Annotated in this window: 19 protein-coding genes; 6 read left to right on the top strand and 13 right to left on the bottom strand. The window is 68.0% G+C overall.

All coding sequences use genetic code 11. The annotated features are described in order from the left end of the window. Window positions 1-7: 7 nt before the first annotated feature. On the bottom strand, window positions 8-217 hold the full coding sequence (locus AC6CID_RS06400; protein ID WP_019289735.1) for a helix-turn-helix transcriptional regulator: 210 nt from the start codon (window positions 215-217) through the stop codon (window positions 8-10). A gap of 366 nt (window positions 218-583) precedes the next feature. Between AC6CID_RS06400 and AC6CID_RS06405 the strand changes: the two genes are divergently transcribed. Beyond that, on the top strand, window positions 584-1,048 hold the full coding sequence (locus AC6CID_RS06405; RefSeq protein WP_235367100.1) for an amidohydrolase family protein: 465 nt from the start codon (window positions 584-586) through the stop codon (window positions 1,046-1,048). Window positions 1,049-1,179: 131 nt separating this feature from the next. Here the strand turns inward: AC6CID_RS06405 and AC6CID_RS06410 are convergent, their stop codons facing one another. After that, window positions 1,180-1,665, bottom strand: coding sequence for a TIGR00725 family protein (locus AC6CID_RS06410; protein ID WP_006554113.1), 486 nt, complete (start codon window positions 1,663-1,665; stop codon window positions 1,180-1,182). A 122-nt stretch (window positions 1,666-1,787) separates the two neighbouring features. On the opposite strand from AC6CID_RS06410, the gene AC6CID_RS06415 reads away from it, so the two are divergent. After that, the gene (locus AC6CID_RS06415; RefSeq protein WP_033097615.1) at window positions 1,788-2,201 is read left to right on the top strand and encodes a YchJ family protein; all 414 of its coding nucleotides are present in this window, start codon (window positions 1,788-1,790) and stop codon (window positions 2,199-2,201) included. A gap of 10 nt (window positions 2,202-2,211) precedes the next feature. On the opposite strand, the gene AC6CID_RS06420 is transcribed toward AC6CID_RS06415, so the two are convergent. After that, window positions 2,212-2,883 carry a TetR/AcrR family transcriptional regulator gene (locus tag AC6CID_RS06420; RefSeq protein ID WP_006554115.1) on the bottom strand — a complete coding sequence of 224 codons (672 nt, stop codon included), beginning with the start codon at window positions 2,881-2,883 and terminating at the stop codon, window positions 2,212-2,214. Between the two features lie 110 nt (window positions 2,884-2,993). Here AC6CID_RS06420 and treZ point away from each other — a divergent pair, with 110 nt between their 5' ends. Both treZ and AC6CID_RS06430 read left to right on the top strand, forming a co-directional pair. Beyond that, window positions 2,994-4,742, top strand: a complete 1,749-nt coding sequence (gene treZ, locus AC6CID_RS06425; protein ID WP_039585198.1) for a malto-oligosyltrehalose trehalohydrolase — start codon at window positions 2,994-2,996, stop codon at window positions 4,740-4,742. 87 nt (window positions 4,743-4,829) lie between these two features. Then, window positions 4,830-5,105, top strand: coding sequence for a hypothetical protein (locus AC6CID_RS06430; RefSeq protein WP_019289739.1), 276 nt, complete (start codon window positions 4,830-4,832; stop codon window positions 5,103-5,105). Between the two features lie 35 nt (window positions 5,106-5,140). Here the strand turns inward: AC6CID_RS06430 and ilvA are convergent, their stop codons facing one another. Next, window positions 5,141-6,466, bottom strand: coding sequence for a threonine ammonia-lyase IlvA (gene ilvA, locus AC6CID_RS06435; protein ID WP_064061514.1), 1,326 nt, complete (start codon window positions 6,464-6,466; stop codon window positions 5,141-5,143). 119 nt (window positions 6,467-6,585) lie between these two features. After that, window positions 6,586-7,029 (bottom strand): nitroreductase family deazaflavin-dependent oxidoreductase, encoded by a 444-nt coding sequence (locus AC6CID_RS06440; protein WP_006554119.1) that lies wholly within the window; start codon window positions 7,027-7,029, stop codon window positions 6,586-6,588. Window positions 7,030-7,167: 138 nt separating this feature from the next. Between AC6CID_RS06440 and AC6CID_RS06445 the strand changes: the two genes are divergently transcribed. After that, window positions 7,168-7,413: a hypothetical protein gene (locus AC6CID_RS06445; RefSeq protein ID WP_498353707.1), complete on the top strand. Its 246-nt coding sequence runs from the start codon at window positions 7,168-7,170 to the stop codon at window positions 7,411-7,413. A 66-nt stretch (window positions 7,414-7,479) separates the two neighbouring features. Here the strand turns inward: AC6CID_RS06445 and dnaE are convergent, their stop codons facing one another. From dnaE to lspA, 5 genes are all read right to left on the bottom strand, one after another. Then, entirely contained in the window at window positions 7,480-11,016 is a 3,537-nt protein-coding gene (dnaE, locus tag AC6CID_RS06450; RefSeq protein WP_498353708.1) for a DNA polymerase III subunit alpha, read from the bottom strand. A 38-nt stretch (window positions 11,017-11,054) separates the two neighbouring features. Beyond that, entirely contained in the window at window positions 11,055-11,996 is a 942-nt protein-coding gene (gene rarD, locus AC6CID_RS06455; protein WP_371850684.1) for an EamA family transporter RarD, read from the bottom strand. A gap of 139 nt (window positions 11,997-12,135) precedes the next feature. Beyond that, a complete protein-coding gene (locus AC6CID_RS06460) occupies window positions 12,136-12,783 on the bottom strand; it encodes a hypothetical protein (RefSeq protein WP_064061515.1) in 648 nt (215 codons plus the stop codon). A 3-nt stretch (window positions 12,784-12,786) separates the two neighbouring features. Continuing rightward, on the bottom strand, window positions 12,787-13,695 hold the full coding sequence (locus AC6CID_RS06465; RefSeq protein WP_170318568.1) for an RluA family pseudouridine synthase: 909 nt from the start codon (window positions 13,693-13,695) through the stop codon (window positions 12,787-12,789). 14 nt (window positions 13,696-13,709) lie between these two features. Further along, on the bottom strand, window positions 13,710-14,324 hold the full coding sequence (gene lspA / locus AC6CID_RS06470) for a signal peptidase II (RefSeq protein ID WP_033097611.1): 615 nt from the start codon (window positions 14,322-14,324) through the stop codon (window positions 13,710-13,712). 66 nt (window positions 14,325-14,390) lie between these two features. Here lspA and AC6CID_RS06475 point away from each other — a divergent pair, with 66 nt between their 5' ends. After that, complete coding sequence (locus tag AC6CID_RS06475; protein WP_498353709.1) at window positions 14,391-15,347, top strand: hypothetical protein; 957 nt, start codon at window positions 14,391-14,393, stop codon at window positions 15,345-15,347. Between the two features lie 78 nt (window positions 15,348-15,425). On the opposite strand, the gene AC6CID_RS06480 is transcribed toward AC6CID_RS06475, so the two are convergent. The 3 genes from AC6CID_RS06480 to ileS all read right to left on the bottom strand — a co-directional run bounded on the left by AC6CID_RS06480 (window position 15,426) and on the right by ileS (window position 20,648). Next, the gene (locus tag AC6CID_RS06480) at window positions 15,426-15,932 is read right to left on the bottom strand and encodes a WKL family lipoprotein (protein WP_064061517.1); all 507 of its coding nucleotides are present in this window, start codon (window positions 15,930-15,932) and stop codon (window positions 15,426-15,428) included. Window positions 15,933-16,054: 122 nt separating this feature from the next. Further along, a complete protein-coding gene (locus tag AC6CID_RS06485; RefSeq protein ID WP_064061518.1) occupies window positions 16,055-17,365 on the bottom strand; it encodes a DNA polymerase IV in 1,311 nt (436 codons plus the stop codon). A 124-nt stretch (window positions 17,366-17,489) separates the two neighbouring features. After that, a complete protein-coding gene (gene ileS / locus AC6CID_RS06490; protein WP_033097607.1) occupies window positions 17,490-20,648 on the bottom strand; it encodes an isoleucine--tRNA ligase in 3,159 nt (1,052 codons plus the stop codon). Window positions 20,649-20,675: the final 27 nt, after the last annotated feature.

Genomic DNA, 20,675 nt, shown 5'->3' on the forward strand with positions numbered 1-20,675 from the left:
AGGGCTCCTAGGTGGTGAGCGGGAACAGTTCCTCGACCGTGCTGTCGAGTCTGAGGGCGAGACGCAGGGCGAGGTACACGCTGGGCGCGTAGTCACCCTTCTCCGTCGAGACGATGCTCTGTCTGCTGACGCCGACCGCGTCGCCGAGCGCGGCCTGGGTGAGTCCCGCTTTCTTGCGGAATTCGCGGACCCGGTTGCTCCTCGGTGTGTCGGTCACACCAAAAGTAAACTCTGCTTGTCATTCCATGTCAAGCATTCTTGTCATTTTCGATTACCGAACCACCCCGGCACACCCGTCGGGCCGGACATGCAATCACCCCTCGGCGTAGTCGATCACGAAATGGAGAATTACATTCTCACGGTCGAAGGTTCCGTCACCGTTCCACCCTTCGGCGAATCATGCAACAATGCCGGGATTTCCGAGCAAGATCCGATCCCGACGAGGGGTGAATTCAGGATCGTCACCTACGGAATCCACGCGATACGCAGCAGTCCTTGGTTTACGTTCTCGAGCACGGAAGATCTAGTCCTCATCGCGAGCGCCGTCGCCGGCAGGACTTTGCGCAGTCAGAGAGAGGTTTCGATGAAGGCCGAAGACATGGTGATGATCAGCATCGACGACCACGTCGTCAACCAGTCCCGGACCGGCACCAGCTTCCTGCCGGCCGGCATGAGCCCGACGGACGTGTGGCGCAAGAACTTCCTCGCCTGCTACATCACCGAACCGAGCGGACTGAACAACCGTCACCGGCTCGGCGTCGACACCATCGCGTGGGAATGCGACTACCCGCACTCCGACTCGACGTGGCCGAACTCCCCCGAGATGCTCGAGGAGGAACTCGACGCATGCGAATGCACCGACGAGGAGATCGACAAGATCACCTTCGCCAACACCGCGAAGTTCTTCGACTGGGATCCCTTCGAGCACATCCCGCGTGAGGAGGCCACCGTCGACGCCCTGCGCGCCCGCGCCACCGACGTCGACATCAGCGAGACGTCCCAGGAGGAGTACCGCCGCCGTTACGAGCTCACCAACTCCGGCTCGTAGATTCCTGCTCCACAGGAGTCCACAACAGACGATGCCCGCCGATCCGGATCGGCGGGCATCGTCGCGTCTACGGTGTCGTGCCTACTGCGTCGCGTCTACGGTGTCGTGCCTACTGCGTCGTCACGGTCGGCTCACATCGGGTCCTTGCGCCACAACAGTGCGTGCAGGCACTCGACGGCCTCGGCGGGCGATTCGACGTCGAGCACTCCGGCGGCGGGCATCCGCCAACCGCCGATCGCGATGACCGGAACACCGATGCGGACCGCGAGCGCGATCTCGCTCATGGTGCCCCAGCTTCCACCCACCGCGATCAACGCGTCGCTGCTGCGCACGAGCAGCGCGTTGCGCATCTCTCCGAGGCCCGTGGGAACGGCCACCGTCAGATAGGGATTGCCCTCGGCACGGTCGTCTCCGGGCAGCAGGCCGAGGGTCGTCCCACCGGCTTCCACAGCGCCACGGCAGGCTGCCGCCATCACCCCACCGAGACCGCCGGTGACCACGACGGCCCGGCGTCCGGCGAGGAGTCCCCCGACCTGGCGGGCGAGGCGTCGCTGTTCGGGCGTGGCTTCACCCGGCCCCACGACCCCGACATAGCGCTGCGCATTCATGTCCGGCATTCTGCATCACGGAGCGCTCCGGAGCGCGCGGTCCGAGAACATCATTCACGCCCGGCATCGTCCGCTCCCGCTCTGACCGCCCCGAGGCCGGGCGATCGAGCCCATCGGGGGAGACTGTGGCCATGAGCAGAGCCGACCGCAGCACCGACACCCGCCCGGATTCCCCGTGCCCGTGCGGTCGCGGCGTTCCCCTGTCCGAATGCTGCGGGCCGCTGCTGGCCGGTGCGAGCGCGCCCACCGCCGAACGGCTGATGCGTTCGCGGTACACGGCATTCGCGACGCGCGACGCGGCGCACCTGCTGCGCACCTGGCACCCGTCCACACGTCCGCGCTCGATCGAGTTCGACCCCGGTCAGCGCTGGACCGGGCTCGAGGTCCTGCACATCACCGGAGGCGGATTCCTGCATACGACCGGCACGGTGGACTTCCGCGCGCACTGGACGGCGGACGGGGTGCCCGACTCGATGCGCGAGCACAGCCGGTTCGTGCGGGAGGACGGCGAGTGGCTCTACCTCGACGACTGCGGCGACGACTGAACCGACTCCGTCACGGCGCCGTTCGTCGCAACAGCGTCGCGCGCAGCGTTCCCGAGAGCCACTGACGGTACTGGTCGACGTCCCATCCGCGGTCTCGCCTCAGCAGCGCGTGCACCTGTGGGGAACTCAGGGTGAACAGGACATCGGCCGCGTGCTCGACGGTGACGTCCTCGCGCAGCCAGCCGGCATGTTCGAGTCCTTCCGCGAGGGTGCGGGCGTTCTCGGCCGTCGCCTTCGCGTCGTCCGCGGCGAAACGACGCATGTCGGGGTCCGCCCCCGATGATTCCACGGAGGTCATGAGCAGCCCGCCCGCGCGTTCGAGCATCGCGGTGCCGTAGCGGACCACCTGCTCGACCACGAGGTCGACGTGCGAGACCACGCCGCCGGCATGGGACGGTTCCGGATCTGTCGCCTCGCTCGCGCGCGGATCGCCGTCGCCGGCCACCGCGTGATCGAGCGCCTCGCGGAAGATCTCCGCCTTGCCGCCGGGGAAGGCGGTGAACACCGTCCGCACCGCCACACCCGCTTCGTCCGCGATGTTCTTGACGGTGGTGCTGACGTAGCCGTCGCGAACGAACAGCCGCGCCGCGGCGTCGCGGATCGTCTCGCGGGTTCGGCGGGCCGCTTCCTCCCGCAACGGCGAGGTGTACCGTCGGCGGGCTCGCTCGGGATTCGGGTTCACTCCCCCAGTATCGAGTGCATTGCAGCTGCAACAAAATTGACGCGCGGCAGGGTGGTACGCCGGTGGCGCCATCCCCTGCACCGACGCCTCCGACACGGCATGCTGGTCGAGTGCACACCTTCGAGGTCTGGGCTCCGATCCCGTCGTCCGTCCGACTGTTCGCCGACGGACGGTTCCACGACATGCAACGCGGCGACGACGGCTGGTGGCGCACCACCGTCGGCGTCGCTCCCGACACCCGATACGGTTTCGTGCTCGACGACGACACCGGGACGGTCCTTCCCGACCCGCGATCTCCGCGGCAGCCGGAGGGCGTGCACGAGCCGTCGCAGCTCCACGTGCTCGACGAGACGAAGTGGACCGACCACGGCTGGACCGGCCGGCAACTGACAGGAAGCATCGTCTACGAGATGCACGTGGGGACCTTCACCCCCGAGGGCACACTCGACTCGGCGATCGACCGTCTCGACGAACTCGTGGACCTCGGTGTCGAGTTCGTCGAACTCATGCCGCTCAACGCGTTCAACGGCACCCACGGATGGGGCTACGACGGCGTGCTCTGGTACGCGGTGCACGAACCCTACGGTGGCCCCGATGCCCTGCAGCGTTTCGTCGACGCCGCCCACGCGCGCGGACTGGCGGTGGCACTCGACGTCGTCTACAACCATCTCGGTCCGTCGGGGAACTATCTGGGCCGCTTCGGTCCCTATCTCTCCGCGGCCCCGGGAATCTGGGGCGACAACATCAACCTCGACGGTCCCGGATCCGGGGAGGTGCGCCGGTACATCCTCGACAATGCGCTGCGCTGGTTCCGCGACTTCCACATCGACGCCCTCCGGCTCGACGCCGTGCACGCGCTGATCGACCACACCGCCACACACCTCCTCGAGGAACTGTCGGTCGAGACGTTCCGCCTGTCCGCCCATCTCGGCCGCCCCCTGTCGTTGATCGCCGAATCGGACCTCAACGATCCGAAGCTGATCACTCCCCGGCCCGGCGGTGGATACGGACTGCACGCGCAGTGGGCCGACGACGTCCACCACGCGATCCACGCGGCGGTGTCCGGTGAACGGCAGGGCTACTACGGCGACTTCGGTTCGCTGGACTGCCTCGCGTACACGCTCGGGCACGGCTTCTTCCACGCCGGGACGTATTCGAGCTTCCGCGGCCGGGTCCACGGGCGCCCGCTCGACACCCGGCGCACGCCGGCGAGCGGTCTGGTCGCCTACACCTGCACGCACGATCAGGTCGGCAACCGGGCGCTCGGCGACCGGCCGGGTGCCTATCTCGAGCCCGGTCAGCTCGCCCTCAAGGCGGCGCTCGTGCTCACGTCCCCGTTCACGCCGATGTTGTTCATGGGCGAGGAGTGGGGTGCGAGCACACCCTTCCGGTACTTCACGTCGCATCCCGAACCGGAACTCGCCGCGGCCGTGGTCGAGGGTCGCCGGCGCGAGTTCGCCGAACACGGCTGGGACGCCGCCGACGTACCCGACCCGCAGGCTCCGGAGACCTTCATCGGCTCGAAGCTGCGCTGGGACGAACGCGACGAGGGCGGGCACGCCCGGTTGCTGGAGTGCTACCGCGCGCTCATCGCGCTCCGGCGGGACCGTGCCGAGCTCACCGATCCCTGGCTCGAGCACGTGCACGTGACGTACGACGAGGACGAGAAATGGCTCGTCGTGCACCGCGGGGCGCTGCGCGTGGCGTGCAATCTCGGACCCGACCCCGTCACCGTGCCGGTCGGCGGGAAACCACTGCTCTGGTGGGACGAACCGGTGGTCAACCGTACCGAGTCCGCAGTGTTGATCCCGGGCTGGTCCTTCGCGATCCTGGAGGCTCCCGAGATGCCCCGCCGATAACGTTCGTCAGGCGAAAAAAGTCGTTGATTATGCCACGAGTGGGCGAGTACCGTCTCAAGTACCTTCGAATTCTCGAGGTGAATCACCATGCAACCCAAGAAGATTCTGGCGAGTGTATTCCTCAGCACCGCCCTCGTCCTCGCTCCCGCCGGAGTCGCATCGGCGACCCCCACCGTCGACACAGCACCCGGGATCGTGAATGTCAGCGGAGGACACGACGACCACGGAAAGTACGACCACCACGATCACGACAAGAACTACAACCATCACGACAAGAAGTACGACCGCGACCATCACCGGAACCACTACTGGCGGCCCGACTGCTATTGGTGGGGCCCATGGCTGGTGTGCAATCGCTGGTGACCGCACACCAACCGTGACGTGACCGGGCCACCCGGTTACGTCAGATAACGGTAGGCCGGCGACCCCGGCTCGAGTCGCTGCGCGTCGATCGGCGACGCGTCCATGCGATTGAGCAGAGCCGAAAGGTCTTCCGCGGCACCCAGTTCGATACCGACGAGGGCAGCGCCGGTCTCCCGGTTGTTGCGCTTGACGTACTCGAACAGGGTGATGTCGTCGTCCGGTCCGAGGACTTCGTCCAGGAACCGCCGCAGTGCGCCGGGCTCCTGGGGGAAGTCCACGAGGAAATAGTGTTTGAGCCCGCGGTGGACGAGCGACCGCTCGATGATCTCGCCGTAGCGTGAGACGTCATTGTTGCCGCCCGACACCAGGCACACCACGTTCGCTCCGGGCTGCACCGAGATCGACTCGAGGGCAGCGACCGACAGGGCGCCGGCGGGCTCGGCGATGATGCCCTCGTTCTGGTACAGATCGAGCATCGTGGTGCACAGCGCACCCTCGTCGATCTGGGTCATCCCGAACGGGGCCCGGCCGAGCCCCTCCCGGCGCAGCGTAGCCACGAGCGGCAGGCTCGAATGGGACACGACCTCGGCACCGAGTTCGGAGACCACGGCGTAGGGGACGTCGCCGATCCGCTTGACCGCAGCGCCGTCGACGAACGGCTCGACCTCCGGCAGCGTGACGGGACCGCCCGCGACCAGCGCGGCGGTCATCGACGCTGCACCCGCCGGCTCGACGCCGACGATCGACGTGCGTGGGGACCGCTCGCGCAGATAGGCGGCGACACCGGCGATGAGGCCGCCCCCGCCCACGGGGACGAGCACGACGTCGAGATCGCCGTCGAGCTGTTCGAGGACCTCGCGCGCGATGGTGCCCTGCCCGGCAGCGGTGCGGGCGTCGTCGAAGGGCGGGATCATCGTCGCACCGGTGCGGATCGCATCGTCGGCTGCCGCTGCGGCCGCGGCGTCGAAGGTGTCGCCGACACCGATGAGTTCGACGCTGTCGCCGCCGTGGACACGGATCCGATCGCGCTTCTGCTTGGGAGTGCGGGTGGGCACGTAGATCCGGCCCTGGATTCCCATCACCCGGCACGCGTAGGCGACACCCTGCGCGTGATTACCGGCGCTGGCCGTGACGACGCCCGCGGCGCGCTCGGCCGCGTCGAGCTGCGCCATGGCGTTGTACGCCCCACGGAGCTTGAAGGACCGCACCCGGGTGAGGTCCTCCCGCTTGAGGTAGACGTTGGCGCCTACGAGCGCCGAGAGTCGAGGGCTGCGCTCGAGCGGCGTTGGGTCGACCGCCTCCGAAATTCGCTCGGCAGCCGCATCGATGTCGGCCGCGCGGGGCACGGCGGTCAGAGTCATCGGTTCTGCTGTTCGCGAAGTGGAGGTCACCCGTCAATGCTGCCACTCCCCCGATTCGACCACCACGGCGGGATCCGCATCGAGGGGGTAGCAGCACAGTCCGTCCGAGCGTGCTCGGTCTACGGGCCTTCGACCGGTTCGAGAACGAAGACGGGGATCTCGCGGTCGGTCTTCTCCTGGTACTCCGCGTAGGGCGGGAACGCCTCGACGGCACGTTCCCACCACTGCGCCTTCTCCTCGCCGTGGACCTCGCGGGCGGTCATGTCCCACACCTCGGTGCGGTCCCTGACCTCGACGTGCGGGTTCGCGACGATGTTGTGGTACCAAACGGGATGCTTCGGTGCACCGCCGAGCGAGGCGACAGCGGCGTACCTACCCTCGTGCTCGACCCGCATGAGAGGGATCTTGCGGAGCTTGCCGGACTTGGCGCCGACCGTGGTCAGGATGATGACCGGTCGACCCTGGAGGGTGGTGCCGCGGGTTCCGCCCGACGACTCGTACTCCTCGACCTGCTTGGCGCTCCATTCGACGGGACTCGGTTCGTACTCTCCGTGCAGTGGCATACCGACCAGTCAACACAATCGTTGTAGCAGTCGCCGCCCGATCGTCGAGTTCGGTGGCCCGAACTCTTCCCTGCGCCTATCCTGAAGAAAGAATTCTGCCCGGCCTACAGTCGCTCGGCCTACAGGAGGTGCACCGCGATGTCCGTGCTCGACCCCCGGATACACCGTGAGCGCACCGACGGTGTGGACATCGCCGGCACGATCTGGCCCCTGTACAAGCTCGAAGCACTCGCGGCCGGTCTCCTGACCCTGCTCGTGGTCCTCGTCGTCACCACCAGCGCCCAGAGCGCCGTCATCGGTGAGAGCGCCGTCATCGGTGCCGCTGCGGTCACCGTCGTCGTGTGGTGGGTCCGCAGGATCCAGCAGCACGCACTCCGTTCCTAGACGCACCGGCCGACCCCGGCTTCCCGCGCGGCGCTCACCGAAGGGCTCGTGCCGCGCGGCGGACCGCTAGGTCGCCAGGCAGCCCGGCCCGAGCAGGGCCTTGAGGTCGCCCATGAGCGCCGACGACGCTTCGACCCGCAGGCTGTCGTCGAGCTTGAGGACGGTGACCTTGCTGCCGGTGATGAGCCGCACGTGCACGTCGGACGAACCGGGATGGCGCGTGAGCACATTCTTGAGGGCACCGACCTTGTCGGGGGTGCACAACCGGGTGGGCATCGACACCGAGACCGGCTTCGCGACCCCGATCTGCGACAGGTCGGGGACGGCGAGATCGTTGGCGATCAGGGAGATCCGGTCGTCACGGATCGACACCCGGGCCTTGACCAGCACCACCGAGTCCTCCACGACGTCCATGCCGTAGACGGCGTAGGACTGTGGGAAGAACAGCACCTCGATGCCACCGGTGAGGTCCTCGAGCTGCGCGGACGCCCAGGCGAGACCGTTCTTGTTGATGCGCCGGTTCACCGAGGCGAGGATGCCGCCGACGGTGACCTGGCTGCCGTCCTTGAGCGCGCCTTCGAGGATCGCGGGGATCTGGGTGTCGGCCTGGGACGCGAGGACGTGCTCGACGCCGTTGAGCGGGTGCCCGGAGACGTACAGGCCGAGCATCTCCCGTTCGAGGGCGAGGCGGTGCTTGGTGTCCCATTCCTCCTCGGGGATGCGGACGTTGAACACCGCGGCGACGGACTCGTCGGCGTCGTCGCCGCCGAACAGGTCGAACTGGCCGATGGCCTCGGCCTTCTTCGTGCTCATCACCGCGTCGATCGCGTCGGCGTGGACGAGCATCAATCCCTTGCGCGGGTGTCCGAGCGAGTCGAATGCACCTGCCTTGATGAGGGATTCGGTGACCTTCTTCGAACACGCGACGGTGTCGATCTTGTTGAGATAGTCGGAGAAGTCAGTGTAGCGGCCCTTCTCCTCCCGCCCCTTGATGATCGAGGCGACCACGTTCGTGCCGACGTTGCGGACGGCGCCGAGGCCGAACCGGATGTCCTCACCCACCGACATGAAGTTGGTGTGCGACTCGTTGACGTCCGGCGGCAGCACCGTGATGCCCATCTTGCGGCAGTCGGACAGATAGACCGCGGCCTTGTCCTTGTCGTCGCCGACGGAGGTGAGCAGACCGGCCATGTACTCGGCCGGGTAGTTCGCCTTGAGGTAGGCGGTCCAGAACGAGACCAGGCCGTAGCCGGCGGCGTGCGACTTGTTGAACGCGTAACCGGCGAAGGGCAGAACGGTGTCCCACAGCGCGGTGATCGCCGCCTGCGAGAAGCCGTTGTCCTTCATGCCCTGCGCGAAGCCGTCGTAGGCCTCGTCGAGGATCTCCTTCTTTTTCTTACCCATCGCGCGACGCAGCAGGTCTGCCTGTCCGAGCGAGTAACCGGCCACCTTCTGAGCGATCTGCATGATCTGCTCCTGGTAGACGATCAGGCCGTAGGTGTCGGCGAGGATCTCCTTCAGCGGTTCCTCGAGCTCGGGGTGGATCGGCTTGACCTCTTGCCGCCCGTTCTTGCGGTCGGCGTAGTCGTTGTGCGCGTTCATGCCCATCGGGCCGGGGCGGTACAGCGCGAGCACCGCGACGATGTCCTCGAAGCCGGTGGGCTGCATGCGGCGCAGCAGGTCGCGCATGGCGCTGCCGTCGAGCTGGAACACGCCGAGCGTGTCGCCACGCGCGAGCAGTTCGTAGGTCGCCGGATCCTCCAGCGGGAGGGTGTCGAGGTCGAGATCGATCCCGCGGTTGACCTTGATGTTCTCGATCGCGTCGCCGATGACGGTGAGGTTGCGCAGACCGAGGAAGTCCATCTTCAGCAGGCCGATGGCCTCGCAGGACGGATAATCCCAGCCCGTGATGATCGCGCCGTCCTGCGCGCGCTTCCACAGCGGGATCGCGTCCATGAGCGGCTCGGACGACATGATCACCGCGCAGGCGTGGACGCCGGCGTTGCGGATCAGGCCCTCGAGCCCGAGCGCAGTGTCGTAGATCTTCTTGATGTCCGGGTTGGACTCGATCAGCTGACGAACCTCGGCAGCTTCCTTGTACCGCTCGTGACTCGGATCGGTGATACCCGAGACCGGGATGTCCTTCGCCATGATCGGCGGCGGAAGTGCCTTGGTGATCTGGTCGGCGATCGCGAATCCGGGCTGGCCGAACTGCACTCGCGCGGAGTCCTTGATCGCCGCCTTCGTCTTGATGGTGCCGAACGTGATGACCTGGGCGACCTTGTCGTTGCCCCACCGCTCGGTGGCGTAGCGCACCATCTCACCGCGGCGACGATCGTCGAAGTCGATATCGATATCGGGCATCGACACGCGCTCGGGGTTGAGAAACCGCTCGAACAGCAGACCGTGCGGGATCGGGTCGATGTTGGTGATGCCCATCGCGTAGGCGACGAGCGAACCGGCGGCCGAACCACGGCCGGGGCCGACGCGGATGCCGACCTCGCGGGCGTGGTTGATGAGGTCGCCGACGACGAGGAAGTAGGCGGGGAAGCCCATCTGATTGATGACGCTGATCTCGTACTCGGCGCGCTCGACGTACTCGCGGGGCGGGCCGGCGGGGAAGCGACGGTCGAGGCCGCGCGTGACCTCCTTGTGCAACCAGCTCGCCTGCGTCTCCCCTTCCGGCACCGGGAAGATCGGCATCCGGTCGCGGTGGGTCCACACGTCCTCGTAGGACTGCACGCGCTCGGCGATGAGCAGCGTGTTGTCGCACGCACCCGGCACTTCGCGGTCCCACTGCTCGCGCATCTCCTGCGCCGACTTGAGGTAATAGCCGTCGCCGTCGAACTTGAACCGGGTGGGATCGGAGAGGGTCTTACCGGTCTGGATGCACAGCAGCGCCTCGTGGTTCGCGGCCGCATCCTTGGTGACGTAGTGGCAGTCGTTGGTCACCAGCGGCGGGATGTCGAGCTTGCGGCCGATCTCGATCAGACCCTCGCGCACACGACGCTCGATGGACAGGCCGTGGTCCATCAGCTCGAGGAAGAAGTTGTCCTTGCCCCAGATCTCCTGCCACTTCGCGGCGGCCTCGAGCGCTTCGCGCTCGTGGCCGAGGCGCAGGCGCGTCTGGATCTCGCCCGACGGGCAGCCGGTCGTGGCGATGATGCCCTCGTGATGGTGGGCGATGAGCTCTTCGTCCATACGGGCCCACTTGCCGAGCTGACCCTCGATCGATGCGAGGGAGGACAGCTTGAACAGGTTCCGCAGGCCCGTCGAGTTCTCGGCGACCATCGTCATGTGGGTGTAGGCACCCGAGCCGGAGACGTCGTCGGACTTCTGGCCGGGATCACCCCACTGCACACGCTTGGTGGAGAAGCGCGACTCCGGCGCGACGTACGCCTCGATGCCGATGATCGGCTTGATGCCGAACTTCTTGGCGACGTTGTAGAACTCGCTGGCGCCGTACATGTTTCCGTGGTCGGTCATGCCCACGGCCGGCATCCCCAGCCGTTCGGCCTCCTTGAACAACGGTCCGACCTTCGCGGCACCGTCGAGCATCGAGTACTCGGTGTGGGTGTGCAGATGAACGAACGAGTCAGCCACGCGTGCCTCTCCCGGGATGTCTGTGGGCAGAGACGAGTCTAAGCCGCGCGAGGCTCCGCAGTGACCACGGCACGCTGACGACGGGCCCGCACGAGCGCGTCCGTGCTGTACACCGCCAGGGCGATCCAGATCAGGACGAAACCGATCCACCGCGAGGCGGGCATGTCCTCCCCGAGCACCACCACACCCCACGTCATCTGCAGGCTCGGCGTGAGGTACTGCAGCATGCCGAGTGTCGCGAGCGGGACCCGTTGTGCGGCCGCGCCGAAGAGCAGCAGCGGCACTGCGGTCACCAGCCCCGCCGATACGAGCAGGGCCGTGTGATCCACGCCGTGCCCGAGGAAGGTGCCGGTGCCGGTCACCGCGAGGAAGATCACGTACCCGAGCGCCAACGGGGCCGCGACGATCCCCTCCCCTGTCAGGGACGTGCGCGGATCGAGCGGCACGATCTTCTTGATCACCCCGTAGGACGCGAAGGACAGCGCCAGGGTCAGGGCGATGATCGGTGGTCTGCCGTAGTCGACGGTGATGACCACCACCGCGCACACCGCGAGCACCAGCGCCGCGATCTGCGCCGGCCGCAATCGTTCCCGGAAGAACAGGACACCGAACACCACGCTGACGAGCGGGTTGATGAAGTAGCCGAGTGCGGTCTCCACGACCCGGCCCGAGACGACGCCGTAGATGTAGACGCCCCAGTTGACCGCGATCGCGGTGGACGCCGCGGCGACCAGGCCCCAGGTGCGGGCCGACAGGCCGCGCAGGGTGCCGAGGCGTCCCATGACGCCCAGTACGATCAGCATGAGCACGAGGGTCCACAGCACGCGGTGCGCGAGGATCTCGACGGCGCCGGCGGGTTCGAGCAGACCGAAGTAGGCGGGGAACAGTCCCCACAATCCGTAGGCACCCAGACCGCACAGCACCCCGGTGCGCACGATGTTCCGCTGCCCCGAGTCGTTCCGATCCTCCGAGTCGCTCACCGGCTCACCCTACGGCTCCGCCGGTGCGCTGTCGTTCCGAGACACTGTCGTTCCGAGACACTGTCGTTCCGAGACACTGTCGTTCCGAGACACTGTCGTTCCGAGACACTTTCGTTCCGAGACGGGATCCACCGCACCGTCACACCTCCCCGTCGTCCGGGCCGGGCACGACCGTCTCGACGTGGGTGGGCAGCAGCGGGGTCACCGCGAAGCGTCCCGCGATCGCGTCTGCGGGCAGGACCTCCACGGCCCGCACGTCCGGGGCGTCGGCGACGGCCCGGAACTGTGAGGGAGTGCCACGGAGCACCGCCGCGACGACGCAGTCGCAGCCGTCGGCGAGCCGCTGCGCGGAGACCGCCCCGACCCGCGCGGCGCGTTCGGTCCCGAACTCCACCAGGCTCAGCCGGCCCGCGGCGACCGAGGGGGCACGACGTACCGCCTCCGAGTTCTCCGGCACCGCGACCGGCACCAGTGGTGTCTGGACGCGGTCGATCGGCACACGGAACAGCACCTGCGCCACGCGCACCTCGTCGGTGAGTTCGACGACCCGGTCGATGCCGACGGCGTCGGTGAACGACACCAGTCCCCAGTGCTCGAGGTCTCCGTCCGCTTCGGCCTCGGTCAGGCTGTCCGCGGCCCGTGTCAGATAGTCGGCGACCGCTTCCCCGTTGTCGGGACCGAGGGTGTCGCTGCCGACCGGGGCCGGCCGCGGCGGTGAGGTCCACCCGGCGACGAGCACGGCGACGACGAGAACGACGACCGCCGCCCAGGGCAGGACGCGTCCCATCGGTCAGGCGTTGCGCAACACGGCGAGCGCGTGTTCGAGATCCGGCGGGTACTTGCTGGTGATCTCGACCCAGTGCCCACGCGTGGGGTGCGAGAACCCGAGGGTGCACGCGTGCAGCCACTGCCGTTCGAGACCGAGACGCGCCGCGAGACGTGGGTCGGCTCCGTAGGTGAGGTCGCCGCAGCAGGGGTGACGCAGTGCCGAGAAGTGCACCCGGATCTGATGGGTCCGGCCGGTCTCGAGATGGATGTCGAGCAGGCTCGCGGCCTGGAACGCCTCAATCGTGTCGTAGTGCGTCACGCTGGGTTTGCCGTCGGCGGTGACCGTGAACTTCCAGTCGCTGCTGCGGTGGCGGCCGATCGGTGCGTCGATGGTGCCGCTGCTCGGGTCGGGATGCCCCTGGACGAGCGCGTGGTACCGCTTGTCGACCGTGCGTTCCTTGAAGGCGCGCTTGAGGACGGTGTAGGCGCGTTCGGACGTCGCGACCACCATGACGCCGGAGGTGCCCACGTCGAGCCGGTGCACGATGCCCTGGCGTTCGTGGGCGCCGGACGTGGAGATCCGGTAGCCGGCGGCGGCGAGGCCGCCGATCACAGTCGGTCCGGTCCAGCCGACGCTCGCGTGGGCGGCGACACCCACGGGCTTGTCGACCGCGACGATGTCGTCGTCGGCGTAGAGGATCTCCATGCCCTCGACGGGCTGGGCCTCGATGGTCAGGGGGCGGGGCGGCTCGGGCAGTTCCACCTCGAGCCAGGAGCCTGCGGACAATCGGTCGGACTTGCCCACCGCCGCGCCGTCGACCACGACGGCGCCCTCCTCGGTGAGCATGGCGACCACGGTCCGGGACAGACCGAGCAGGCGCGCGAGGCCTGCATCGACACGCATCCCGTCGAGCCCGTCGGGTACGGGCATCGCGCGGGTTTCCCTCACTGGTGTGATTCCTTTCTCGTTTCGTCCGCACCCGGCGCTGCGTCCCGGCCCTTCGAGGCACCACCGTCGGGTTCGACGCCGAAGACGGTCAAGGCCACGAGCAGGATCGCTCCGCACACGATGGCCGAGTCGGCGACGTTGAACACCGGCCACCATCCGACCGACACGAAGTCGACGACGTGGCCCTGCAGCGGTCCGGGCGAGCGGAACAGACGGTCGGTGAGATTGCCGAGCGCTCCCCCGAGGACGAGGGCGAGGCCGAGCGCCCACCACCTCGATCTCAGGGTCCGGCCGATCTTCACGACGCCGACGACGACGGCGATCGCGACCAGCGTGAGCAACCAGGTCATGCCCGTGGCCATGGAGAACGCGGCACCGGGATTGCGGACGAGTGTCAGGGTGACCGTGTCGCCGACGATCGAGATCGGATCGGCTGGGTCGATGTAGTGGACGGCGAGCACCTTCGTCACCAGATCCGCGACGTAGACGACGAGCGCCACGAGCAGCAGCGGCCGCAGCATGCGCCGGCCGACGGAGGGAGACGGCTCGTCGGCACGACCGGGAACCGGCGTCTCCGCGTCGCGGTCGGGTCGGGAAGCTTCGTTCGTCACCGCTCCATCATCCCCTACCGGACGACCGCGGCGGTTCCCCCTCCCGTCGTGGCTACCCTGGGTGGCGTGCCTGCGCTGTCCAGATTCCCCCGCTCGGGGCCGTGTGCCCTCGCGGCTGTGCTGTCCCTCTCCGCTCTCGTCGCCGGTTGCGGTGGTCCTTCGGACGGCGCGCCCGCCGTCACGGCGGCGACATCGACGGAGGTGACGGTGCCGGTGTCGGCGGTGACCACGACAGTGCTCGACCCCGGTGCCGAACCCCGATCGGTGGTGCGGCTCGTACCGGAGGCCGGGGTGCAGCAGGGCGTCGTCCTCACCACCCGGTCCGAGGTCTTCCAGCGCGTCGGCGACGACCCGCAGCAGGACTTCTCCACTCCCGAGCTGACCCTTCCGCTCTCGGCGACGGTCGAGCGGGCGGTCTCCGACGAGGACCCGAGCACCGTGGTCGACATCACCGTCGGATCGGCGACGTCGCCGGACGAGACGCTCGGATCGGCACTGTCCGATGCCGAGGGTTCCGGAGCCGGACTGACGATCGGCCCCACCGGCGCGATCAGTGCGCTGCGCCTCGAGCCCACTCCCGATGCGGCGAATATCGCACGGTCGGCGATCGAGCAGGCCTTCTACCAGGCCGTCTATCGCATCGTCTCGTTCCCGGAGGAAGCCGTCGGGGTGGGCGCGGTGTGGGAGATCCACCAGCAGGTGATGAGCGCGGGCATCACCCTCGACCAGGTCGGGACGGCGACGCTCGTCGAGCGGGAGGACGACCGCATCACGGTCGACGTGAAGATTGAACAGACACCGCGCGAGTCCACCTGGGTGCTGCCGAACGGGCAGGGCCGTCTCGACATCGAGCAGTACACGATGGCCGGTGAGGGGTCGATGACGATCGACGCGTCGCTCCCCCTGCCCGTCGGCGGGGAACTGACGGCGCGCGGCGATCAGACCTACGTCGAGCCGGACGGCGGAACGCGCCTGTCGCAGTCGCAGGTCGACCGGGTGGGCTGGAACACCCCGGATCAGTAGTCCGGGAGACGGACGAACGCCGACGGCCGGCGCGGATGATCCGCGCCGGCCGTCGGTTCGTTCGGGACGAGTACTACATCACACGCAGGCCGGGGACTGCAGCTGCGCCATGTTGATGACGATGGAGCACGCGTAGTCCTTCGACACCTTCCAGGTGTCGTCCTCGGCGACGAAGTCGACCGTGCCGAAGGACGGCTGGTCGCTGCCCGCGAGCGCCATCTCGACACCGGCGGTGATCGTGCCGTTCTCGTTGTCGGTCACGTCGACGACGTTGACCTGCACACCGGCGTCGTTGGCCGCCTGGGCGACCATGTTGATCAGCTCCGGATCCTCCTCGGCACCCTGAACCAGGTCGGTCTTCTCGGCGGCCGGGACGCTCAGGTCGAATGCGCGCGCGAGGTCGGCGTTGAGCTCCTCGACGGTGGGCACCGGCGGGTAGTCGACGGCCGGAGCCGCGGCGGTCGTGGTCGTGCTGGTCTTCGCGGTCGTCTCGGAGGAGCTACCGCTGTCGTCCGAGCTGCAGGCGGACATCGTGAGGGCGGCGGCGAGCGCCACGGTGGCGACGGTGATCTTGCGAAGCTTCAACTTCTCGTCCTTCTCGTTCGGTCGTGCACGATGTGTTCGTCGTGCTCGGTCATCCGGCAGCGGATCGCCCGCAAGAGTACCCGGCGGTAGTAAGAAGACCATGAGGGCGCCGGGAACATGTTTCAGTTCAGGCTCGCGAGCGGGTCGGCGACGGTGAGGTCGGGATCGTTCTCGTCGAGCGTCCGCGCTGGTCCCGGACCCGTGCTGCGTGTCTCGAAGCGGACGGTGACCACGCCGTGGCCCGCGCCCTGCACCCATCCGTTCCCGAATTCGGGATGGCAGACGTCGGCGCCCGGCGTCCACCGGGTGGCCGGCCCGCTCGCCACGACGCGCTCCTCGTCGTCCTCCTCGGCCGGTCCGATCTCCTCGGTCGTCGTCCGGTCGAGTTCGGGGAACAGGCTGTCCTGCGCGATCGCGGACAGACCCGCATAACCCACCCCGACGAGCCGGACGGGGCCGATCTCGAGGGGATCGAGCGCGAGGCGCTGGGCGGCGGCGGTGAGCACCTGCACGTCCTCGGTGGCGTAGGGCAGGGTCGACGACCGGGTGAGCACCGACATGTCGGCCTTGCGCAGCTTGAGCACCACCGTGCGGGCGGCACGCCCGTCCTTGCGCAGGCGTGTGTGCGCGGCGGTCGCGGACGCGGCGATCGCCCGCCGCAGTCCGGGCATCGCGACGATGTCCGTGGGAAAGGTGGTCTCGGCGCTGACCTGTTTCGCCTCGGCGCGTTCGGCGACGGGCCGGTCGTCGAATCCGTTGGCGAGCCGGTGCAATCCCGGTCCGATGGTGCCGCCGAGGATCGACGCGGCCTCGGCGACGGGCAGCGCCGCGAGATCGCCGATGGTCTCGATACCGAGTCGCCGCAACCGGTCCTCGGCCACCGGACCGATCCCCCACAGCTTGCGCACCGGCAGGTTGTGCAGCAACGGAAGCTCGCCTTCGGGCCGGACGACGAGCAGCCCGTCCGGTTTCGCGAGACCGGACCCGATCTTCGCGATCTGCTTACCCGATCCTGCTCCGATGGAGGCGACGAGACCCGTTTTCTCCCTGACGTGTTCGCGTAGCTCCGCACAGAAGCGTTCGACCTCGTCGGCGTCGGCGCCGGCCAGTTCGAGAGGTTCGGCGAACGCCTCGTCGAGCGAGAGGGTCTCGAGAATGGGGATCCGGGCGCGCAGGGTGTCGAAGACGAGTCCGCTCAGTTCGCGGTACAGGATTCCGCGCGGAGGCAGCACGACCGCCGCCGGTCCGACGAGGCGCCGTGCCCGGCTCATCGGCATGGCCGAGCGCGCACCGTAGACGCGAGCCTCGTAGCTCGCGCCGGCCACCACCCCGCGGGCACCGAGCCCACCGACGAGGACCGGCCGGCCCCGCAGGGTCGGCCGGGTCAACTGCTCGGCGGACGCGAAGAACGCGTCGAGATCCAGGTGCAACACCCAGCGCCGACTCACGGAAGCGGGCACGTGTCGAGACTAGTGCGCCGCACCCACACGTCCGGCGGGAGGCCGCAGACCGGTGCTTCCGGAAGGACGCTCGATCCTCCCGGAAGCACCGGCCCGGTCACGCCTTGACGATGGACGCGCGGGTTCCCTCGCCGAGTTCGATCGCCTCGCCCTCGGGGGCACCGAGTTCGAAGGTCGTGGCGAGGATCTCGCCGGCGATCAGATCCCGGTGGCGGGCAGCCCATTCGGCGCGTTCGGCGGGAACCTCGAACCGCACCGAGATGCGGTCGGAGACCTCCAGGCCGAGGTTGCGGCGCGCGTCCTGGAACTCGCGGATGCGGTCCTTGGCCCAGCCCTCGGCCTCGAGTTCCTCGGTGACGGCCGTGTCGAGGACCACCAGGCCGTTGCCACCCGGCAGCGCGGCGGTGGATTCCGGCTCGGCCGCGACCAGACGGCTGGTGTACTCCTCGGGCAGCAGGGCGATGCCGGCCGCGGTGACCGTGCCGTCCTCCGCCTGCGTCCAGTCTCCCGCCTTGACGGCCTTGATGACCGTCTGCACGTCCTTGCCGAGACGCGGACCGGCGGCACGCGCGTTGACGACCACCTCGAACCGGCCGTGGGCCTCGACGTCGTCGGTGGTCACGACCCGCTTGACGTTGACCTCGTCCTTGATGAGATCGACGAACGGATCGAGATGCGACGAACCAGGCGTCGCCACCGTCACCTCGGGCAGCGGCAGCCGCACGCGCAGCTTCTGGGCCTTGCGCAGCGACAGCACGGTCGAGCACACCCCGCGCACCTCGTCCATCGCCGCGACGAGCGCGGGATCCGAGGGCAGGTCGTCGGCCGCCGGCCAGTCCGCCAGGTGCACCGACCGACCACCGGTCAGACCCCGCCAGATCACCTCGGACGCCATCGGCAGCAGCGGCGCGGCCAGGCGCGTGACGACCTCGAGCACCGTGTGGAGGGTGTCGATCGCGTCGGTGTCCTCGTCCCAGAACCGGTTCCGCGAGCGGCGCACGTACCAGTTGGTCAGCGCGTCGCAGAAGGTGCGCAGCTCGTCGCACGCCCCGGCGATGTCGACGGTCTCGAGTGCCTCGGTGATGACGTCGCGGGTCTGCGCGAGCTTGGCGAGGATGTACCGGTCGAGCACGTTCGTCGAATCGGTCCGCCAGGTGCCCGGCTTCGACGCGTACAGCTGGAGGAAGCTCCACGCGTTCCACAGCGGCAGCAGCGCCTGCCGCACGCCCTCGCGAATACCCTGTTCGGTGACGACGAGGTTGCCGCCGCGCAGGATCGGCGAGGACATGAGGAACCAGCGCATCGCGTCGGAACCGTCGCGGGCGAAGACCTCGTTGACGTCGGGATAGTTGCCCTTCGACTTGCTCATCTTCAGGCCGTCGTCGCCGAGAACGATGCCGTGGGCGGCAACGCATTTGAAGGCGGGACGGTCGAACAACGCGGTGGCCAGGACGTGAAGCGTGTAGAACCAGCCGCGGGTCTGGCCGTTGTACTCGACGATGAAGTCGCCCGGGTAGTGCGTGTCGAACCAGTCGCGGTTCTCGAAGGGATAGTGCACCTGGGCGAACGGCATCGAGCCGGACTCGAACCAGCAGTCGAGGACCTCGGGGACGCGACGCATGGTCGACTTCCCGGTCGGGTCGTCGGGATTCGGCCGGGTGAGTTCGTCGATCATCGGCCGGTGCAGGTCGGTGGGCCGCACGCCGAAGTCGCGTTCGAGTTCGTCGAGCGAACCGTAGACGTCGACACGCGGGTACTCCGGGTCGTCCGAGATCCACACCGGGATCGGGCTGCCCCAGTAGCGGTTACGGCTGATGTTCCAGTCGCGGGCACCTTCGAGCCACTTGCCGAACTGACCGTCGCGGATGTGCTCGGGCACCCACGTGATCTGCTGGTTGAGCTCGACCATGCGGTCGCGGAAACGGGTGACGGCGACGAACCACGACGGCACCGCCATGTAGATCAACGGCTGACCCGACCGCCACGAGTGCGGGTAGGAGTGCTCGATGGTCTCGTGCCGCACAAGCTTTCCGGCGGCCTTGAGGTCCTTGATGATGGCCGGGTTGGCGTCGAAGACCTGCAGACCCTCGTACGGCGGCACCATCGAGGTGAACTTGCCGCCCGGATCGAGCGGCTGTACGAGCTCGATGCCGTTGCGCTGGCAGTACTCCATGTCCTCTTCACCGAAAGCCGGTGCGAGGTGGACGATTCCGGTGCCGGACTCGGTGGTGACGTAGTCGGCGGCGATCACCCGGTGGGCGTTCTCGCGGCCGGTGAAGAAGTCGAAGGGCGGCTCGTAGGCGAGACCGACGAGGTCGGTGCCGCGGTAACGGCCGAGCACCTCGGGCTCCTCGCCGAGTTCGCGGGCGTAGTGGCCGAGACGATCCTGCGCGAGCAGGTAGGTCTTGTCGTCGGCCCCGCGCACGGCGACATACTCGATCTCGGGGTGCACCGCGATCGCGAGGTTGGACGGCAGGGTCCACGGCGTGGTGGTCCAGATGAGCGCGCACGCGCCGTCGAGTTCGGAGCCGGGGGCGCGCAGCACCATGTCGACGGTGACCGCCGGGTCCTGACGCATCTTGTAGGCGTCGTCGAGACGGGTCTCCTGGTTCGACAGCGGCGTCTGCTCGTACCAACTGTAGGGCAGCACGCGGAAGCCCTGGTAGATCAGGCCCTTCTCGTACAGCGACTTGAACGCCCACATGACCGACTCCATGAAGTCGAGGTCGAGGGTCTTGTAGTCGTTGTCGAAGTCGACCCAGCGTGCCTGGCGGGTGACGTAGTCGCGCCACTCACCGGTATAGCGCAACACCGACTGCTTGCAGTAGGCGTTGAACTCGGCCACGCCCATCGAGTCGATCTCGGACTTGTCCTTGATGCCGAGCTGCTTCTCCGCCTCGAGCTCGGCGGGCAGGCCGTGGCAGTCCCAGCCGAAGCGACGGTCGACCTTCTTGCCGAGCATGGTCTGGAAACGCGGGACGACGTCCTTGACGTAGCCGGTGAGCAGGTGCCCGTAGTGCGGGAGTCCGTTCGCGAAGGGCGGGCCGTCGTAGAAGACGAACTCGTCGGCGCCGTCGCGGTTGCGCAGCGAGGCCTCGAAGGTGCCGTCGGAGGCCCACTGTGCGAGCACACATTCTTCGAGCGCCGGGAAGTCGACACCCGAATCGCGCGGCAGGTCGTAGTCGACGCGCGGATATCCGGCAGTACTGCCGGCGGTTGCTGCGGTGGGATCCGGTGCAGCGTGGTTCTCGGTCACAGCGTGGCTCCTCCGTGCCTGGATACG

The organism is Rhodococcus sp. GQ147 (genome assembly GCF_059759155.1).